Consider the following 6358-nt stretch of genomic DNA (forward strand, 5'->3'; position numbering starts at 1 on the left):
GCCGCGAGCAGGCCGCGGCGCGCGAGCAGCGGTGCGATGTCCGCGTCGCGTCCCCGCAGGTCGCGGAACGACGCGAGCGGGTCGCGCGAGCCGCCGCGCGCCAGCAGCCGCTCGCGGAACACGTCGCCGTTCTCGCGGCGCAGGCCGCCGTTCTCGCGGAACCACTCGACGGTGTCGGCGTCGAGCACCTCCGACCAGATGTAGGAGTAGTACCCGGCCGAGTAGCCGCTCGCGAAGACGTGGTTGAAGTAGGTCGTCCGGTAGCGCGGGGGCACGGGTGCGAAGTCGACGCCCGCCGCCGCGAGCGCGGCCGCCTCGAACGGCTCGACGTCGGCCGGGTCGGTCGGGACGTCCTCGGGGGTGAGCCGGTACCAGGCCTGGTCGAGCAGCGCGGCGGCGAGGTACTCGGTGGTCGCGAAGCCCTCGCCGTCCTGGCGGGCGTCGAGGAGCGTCTGCACCCACGCGGCGGGCATCGGCTCACCGGTCTCGTGGTGGACGGCGTACGACGCGAGGATCCGCGGCTCCCACGCCCACATCTCGTTGACCTGGGAGGGGTACTCGACGAAGTCGCGCGGCACCTCGGTCCCCGACTGCGACGGGAACCGCACCGCGGAGAGCAGGCCGTGCAGCGCGTGGCCGAACTCGTGGAAGAGCGTGATCACCTCGTCCCAGGCGAGGAGCGTCGGCTCGCCCGGCGGCGGCTTGGGGATGTTGAGGTTGTTCACGACGACCGGCGGATGGTCGAGCAGGGTCGACTGGTCGACGAGGTTGTTCATCCAGGCACCGCCGCGCTTGGAGCCGCGCGTCCAGAAGTCGCCGAGGAACAGGCCCAGGCCGGAGCCGTCGGCGTCGAACACCTCGAACACCCGGACGTCGGGGTGGTAGCCCGTGAGGTCGTGCCGCTCGGCGAACGTGAGCCCGTAGAGCGCGGTCGCGGCGCGGAAGACGCCGTCGGCGAGCACGCGCTCGAGCTCGAGGTAGGGGCGCAGGCGCGAATCGTCGAGCGCACGCCGCTCCTGCCGGACCTGCTCGGCGTAGTAGGCCCAGTCCCACGGCTCGAGCGTCGCGCCGGGGTGGTCGCGCTCGAGGACCTCCTGCAGCGCGGCGGCCTCGTGGCGTGCGTTCGCGACGGCGACGGGTGCGAGACGCGCGAGCAGGTCCGCGACGGCGTCGGCCGAACCGGCGGTCGCGTCCTGCGCGACGTAGTCGGCGTGGTGCTCGAACCCGAGCAGGCGCGCCTTCTCGGCGCGCAGCCGCGCGAGCCCGAGCAGCGCCGGACGCGTGTCGTGGTCACCGCCCGCACCGCGGGTCAGGGACGCGCGCATGACGCGCTCGCGCAGGCCGCGGTCGCGGAGCACCGCGAGCGGCGTCTGCTGGGTCGGGAGCTGCAGCTCGACCAGCCAGGCGCCCTCGTGGCCGCGCTCGGCCGCGGCGTGCGCGGCGGCGGCGCGCGCGTCGTCGGACAGGCCGTCGAGCTCGGCCTCGTCCGTCACCAGCACGGCGGCCTGGTTGGTCGCGGCGAGCAGCTCTCGCCCGAACGTCGCGTCGAGCGCGCTGATCTCGGCGTTGAGATCGCGCAGCCGGGCCTGGGCCGCGTCGTCGAGGCGCACGCCCGCACGGACGAACGCGGTCTGCGTGCGGTGCAGGAGCCAGGCCACGTCCTCGGCGAGGTCGAGCGAGCCGGCCTCGGCCTGCTCCACGAGCGCCTCGACGCGCGCGAACAGGCGCCGGTCGAGGTAGATCGCGTCGCGGTGGGCGGCGAGCAGCGGGGCCACCTCCTCCTCGATCGCGTCGAGGCCCGGGGTCGAGTCGCTGCTGGCCTGGTTGTAGAACGCGACGGCCGCACGGTGCAGCAGCCGGCCCGCGCGCTCGAGGGCCACGAGCGTGTTCTCGACGGTCGGCTCGGCCGGGTCGGTCGCGACCGCCTCGACCTCGGCACGGTGCTCGGCCATCCCGGCGAGCAGCGCGGGACGGTAGTGCTCCTCGCGGATCGCGGTGTAGTCGGGCAGGCCGTAGGGCAGCGTCGAGGGCGACGCGAAGGGGTTGGTCGCGTCGAGGGAGTCGTCGGTCATGCCGGTCATCATGACCGACGGTCCGCCAGGTACGCGTCCTCGGCGGCGTAGTCGAAGAAGTCGCCCATCGCCTCCATCCGCACGAAGCCGGGGAACGCCTCGCGCCAGTCGCGGCGCGCGGCCTCGTCGACGAGCCAGTGGATGCCGTCGGGGGCGGTGTCCGCGTAGCCGCCGCGCGCGACGTGCCCGAGCTCGCGTCCCGCCAGACCCGTGTCGAGGACCAGCGGGTGCGGGACGGCCCACGGAGTGAGGCCGAGATTGCCCTGCGGCGGCCCGGCGAACGTGACGGTGCTCGACTCGGCGCCGAGCGTCGCGTCGACCACGCGGGCGATCTCGGCGACCGTGGGGGCGTCGGGATCGGCGGCGTTGAGGACGCGGTCGGCGGGTTGCGCGGCCGCGAGGCGGACGAGGTCCGCGAGCACCGACGTCGCGACCGTCTGGAACCGGCTGAGGCCGTCGTACGCGAGGACCCGCACGTCGCGCCCGTCGAGCACCCGCCGGACGAACGTCCACTCGCGCGGCTGCACGCACCCCGGCCCGTGGATCGCGGCGGCGCGCAGCGCGGTCGTCGGGACGTCGGAGTCGAGCCACGCCCGCTCGAGCCCGACCTTGCCGGTCGCATAGGTGTCGCGGCCCGCCTCGACCGTCGGCTGCGACTCGTCCAGGGGCACCGGGAACGTGCCGAACGCGTCCGTCTCGAAGCCGTCGCCCGCGCCGTCGACGTAGACGGCAGCGCTGGACACGACGACCGCGGACCCGATGCGGTCGCGGGCCGCGAGCCAGGCCGTGGCGTCGCGATCGTCGTAGCCGACCACGTCGACCACGACGTCGACCCCGCCCGCGAGCGCACGGTCCCGCACGTCGGGGTCGTGACGGTCCCCGACGACGCTCGTCGCGCCCCACCCCTCGACCGTCGCGGCGTCCTGCCGGCTGCCGCGGGACAGCACGCGGACCTGCCACCCGTCCGCGACGAGCGCGGGCACGACCGCCCGTCCGACCTGACCCGTGCCGCCGACGACGAGTGCGGTGCGCATGCGCCGACGCTAGGCCGTGCGCGGCGAGGAGTGCCAGGGGTGCGCTCGGCGGTCCGCTCAGGGCAGACGGACGACCGCCGACGCGTCCTGCGCGGGGTAGCCGTGCGCCTGCGCGACCGCGGCGTTGAGCAGCGCGCCCGCGTGCGTCGTGAGCCCGAGCGCGAGCGCGGGGTCGGCCGCGACGGCCTGCTGCCAGCCGAGCCCCGCGAGCGCGGTGACGTACGGGAGCGTGACGTTGGTGAGCGCGCGCGTCGACGTGACCGGGACCGCGCCCGGCATGTTGGCGACGCAGTAGAAGAGCGTGTCGTGCACGCGGAACGTCGGGTTGTCGTGCGTGGTCGGGCGGGTGTCCTCGAAGCAGCCGCCCTGGTCGACGGCCACGTCGACCAGCACCGCGCCCGCGTGCATGCGAGCCACGAGCTCGTTCGTCACCAGGCGCGGCGCGCGGGCGCCCGGGACGAGCACCGCGCCGACGACGAGGTCCGCGTCGACGAGCTCACGCTCGAGGGTCCACGGCGACGACGCGACCGTGCGGACGCGTCCGCCGAACGCGGCGTCGACCTCGCGCAGCCGCGGCATCGACAGGTCCAGGACGGTGACGTCGGCGCGCATGCCGACGGCGATCTCGGCCGCGTGCGACCCGACGACGCCCGCGCCCAGGATCACGACCTTCGCCGCGTCGACGCCCGGCACCCCGCCGAGCAGGAGCCCGCGGCCGCCCGCGTTCCGCATGAGGTGGTAGGCGCCGACCTGCGTCGCGAGGCGGCCCGCGACCTCCGACATGGGCGCGAGCAGCGGCAGCGAGCCGTCGGCGAGCTGGACGGTCTCGTAGGCGATCGAGGTCGTGCCGGCGGCGAGCAGCGCGTCGGTGCCGGGCCGGTCGGCGGCGAGGTGGAGGTACGTGAACAGGGCGAGCCCGTCGCGCAGGCGGTGGTACTCCTCCTCGACCGGCTCCTTGACCTTGCACACCAGGTCCGCGCCGCCCCAGACGTCGTCGGCGTCGGGCAGCAGCGTCGCGCCCGCGGCCCGGTACTCGTCGTCGGGGATCTGGGAGCCCAGCCCGGCGCCGACCTCGACGAGCACGGTGTGCCCGTCGCGCACCAGCTGGTGCACCCCGGCCGGGGTCATCGCCACCCGGTACTCGCGGTTCTTCACCTCGCGCGGCACCCCGACCCGCATGACCCGTCCCCTCGCCACCGCGCGACCGGTGCCGCGCGCCTGCTGCCAGTCTCGCCGGGGGCGTGCGCGCCGTCGCGGCGAACCGTGCGGCGCACGGCGCGCCGGGGTGCCGTCGCCGTGGCGGTGCGCCAGGGTGGGTGCGCGGGGAGGTGCGCACGTGCGTGAGGGCCTGACGGAGGCGACGTTCCGCAAGCGGCGCGACGACGCGCCCGCGGGGTTCTTCCGGTGCGAGGCGGCGGGTCTGGCGTGGTTGCGGGCCGCCGGCGGTGCGCCGGTCGTGGAGGTGCTCGACGTGGACGAGCGCGGGCTCACGCTCGAGCGGCTCGTGCCCGTGGCGCCGACGCGCGACGCCGCCCGCACCTTCGGCCGCGGGCTCGCGACCGTGCACGACGCGGGCGCCGACGCGTTCGGCGTCGCCCCACCGGGCTGGGACGGCGACGGGTTCTTCGGGCCGCTCGACGCACCGCTGCCGATGCCGACGGGACGGTTCGACCGGTGGGGCGCGTTCCTCGCCGCGTGCCGCGTCGTGCCCGTCACGCGGGCGCTGGTGGACGCGCGGGTCGTCGACGACACCGTCGTACGCGACCTCGACCGCCTCGCCGCGCGGCTCGACGCGGGCGACCTCGACGACGACGACCGGCCCGCACGGCTGCACGGCGACCTGTGGAGCGGCAACGTCGTGTGGACCGCGGCCGGCGCGACGCTCGTCGACCCCGCCGCCCACGGCGGGCACCGCGAGACCGACCTCGCGATGCTGCGGCTGTTCGGGCTGCGCCGCCTCGACGACGTGCTCGACGGGTACGCCGAGGTGCATCCGTTGCGGCCGGGCGCCGCGGGCCGCGCGGGACTGCACCAGGTGTACCCCGTCGCCGTGCACGCCCTGCTCTTCGGGGGCGGCTACGTCGGGCAGCTCGCGACGCTCGTCCGGCGGTGGGGCCGGTGACGGCCGGGCGTGCAGGGCGTTGCGCGGACCGGGTGACGGCGGCGACGCGGTCACCGTCGGCGCGCGCCGCGTGTGCGATCCTCGGCGGACCGGGCGCGCCGACGCGGGACCGGTCGGCCGGGGACGGGGAGGACGGCACGTGAGCGCACGCGACGCCGCCGCGCCCCCGACGTGGGTGCCGGCGCCGACACCGCCGCGCTCGTACGGTCCGCCGCCGCCCGACCTCGACGCCGGGGCGTGGCCCTCGACGGCAGCCGCCCCGGAGACAGCGCACCACGCGTTCGCCCCGCACCCGCTCACGGCTCCTCCGCCCGACCCCCGGACCGCGTGGACCGGCCCGCCGCCGGGCGCCTGGGCGGGCGGCGGTCCCCCGCTGCCGCCCACGCTCGGTCCCGGCCCGGTCGGCGTCCCGCACCGCGGACGCGCGTCGGCGCTCGTCGCTGCGGTCGTCGTCGTCGCGACCCTCGTGAGCGGCGCCACCTGGTGGGTCAACGACCAGGTCGCGCGCCTGTCCCCGCCCGCGGGCCACGAGGAGGCCGCGGTCCCGCTCGGCACTCCCCCTCTGGCGTCCGCGCTCGACGCCGGGCCGCACACGTTCACCGCGATGCAGCCCGACGGCTCCGGTCCCGTCACGTACAGCCCGTGCCGCCCGATCCACTACGTCGTGCGTCCCGACAACGCGCCGCCCGGCGGCGACGTGCTGATCCGCACCGCGGTCCAGCGCGTGGCCGAGGCGACCGGGCTGCAGTTCGTCGACGACGGTGCGACCACCGAGGGACCGACGTCCGACCGCCCCGCGTACCAGCCCGACCGGTACGGCCGCCGCTGGGCCCCGGTCCTCTTCACGTGGTCGACCTCGGTCGAGACGCCGGGCCTGCTGGGCGACGTCGCGGGGACCGGCGGGTCGGCCTCCGTGACCTTCGGAGGGCGCTCCGTGTACGTCACGGGCGAGGTCACGCTCGACACCGAGGAGCTCGCGCCGCTCGTCGCGACCCCCGACGGGACGGCCGTCGCGATCGGCGTCGTCACGCACGAGCTCGCGCACGTCGTCGGGCTCGGGCACGTCGACGACCCGACGCAGCTCATGTACCCCAGCACGAACCTCACCGTGACCTCGTTCGCCGCGGGCG

5 protein-coding genes are annotated in these 6358 nt (G+C 76.2%); 2 read left to right on the forward strand and 3 right to left on the reverse strand.

Features of this window, described 5'->3' with window-relative positions:
* From CTKZ_RS10635 to ald, 3 genes are all read right to left on the reverse strand, one after another.
* Nucleotides 1–2072, reverse strand: a 2072-nt coding sequence (locus CTKZ_RS10635) for a M3 family metallopeptidase (protein WP_148090482.1), incomplete at its 3' end; no start/stop codon positions are given.
* Nucleotides 2073–2080: 8 nt separating this feature from the next.
* On the reverse strand, nucleotides 2081–3106 hold the full coding sequence (locus CTKZ_RS10640) for an NAD-dependent epimerase/dehydratase family protein (protein ID WP_124342925.1): 1026 nt from the start codon (nucleotides 3104–3106) through the stop codon (nucleotides 2081–2083).
* Between the two features lie 57 nt (nucleotides 3107–3163).
* A complete protein-coding gene (ald, locus tag CTKZ_RS10645; RefSeq protein WP_124342926.1) occupies nucleotides 3164–4285 on the reverse strand; it encodes an alanine dehydrogenase in 1122 nt (373 codons plus the stop codon).
* 157 nt (nucleotides 4286–4442) lie between these two features.
* Here ald and CTKZ_RS10650 point away from each other — a divergent pair, with 157 nt between their 5' ends.
* On the forward strand, nucleotides 4443–5228 hold the full coding sequence (locus tag CTKZ_RS10650) for a fructosamine kinase family protein (protein WP_235843440.1): 786 nt from the start codon (nucleotides 4443–4445) through the stop codon (nucleotides 5226–5228).
* 139 nt (nucleotides 5229–5367) lie between these two features.
* Nucleotides 5368–6358 (forward strand): matrixin family metalloprotease (locus tag CTKZ_RS10655; RefSeq protein WP_124342928.1); only part of this gene is annotated, 991 nt, incomplete at its 3' end.

The organism is Cellulomonas algicola, from assembly GCF_003851725.1.
Taxonomy (GTDB): Bacteria; Actinomycetota; Actinomycetes; order Actinomycetales; family Cellulomonadaceae; genus Cellulomonas; species Cellulomonas algicola.

Coding starts and splice junctions, on each gene's coding strand:
- CTKZ_RS10640 (WP_124342925.1), bottom strand. CDS start 3,106: ATGCGCACCGCACTCGTCGTCGGCGGCACGGGTCAGGTCGGACGGGCG.
- ald (WP_124342926.1), bottom strand. CDS start 4,285: ATGCGGGTCGGGGTGCCGCGCGAGGTGAAGAACCGCGAGTACCGGGTG.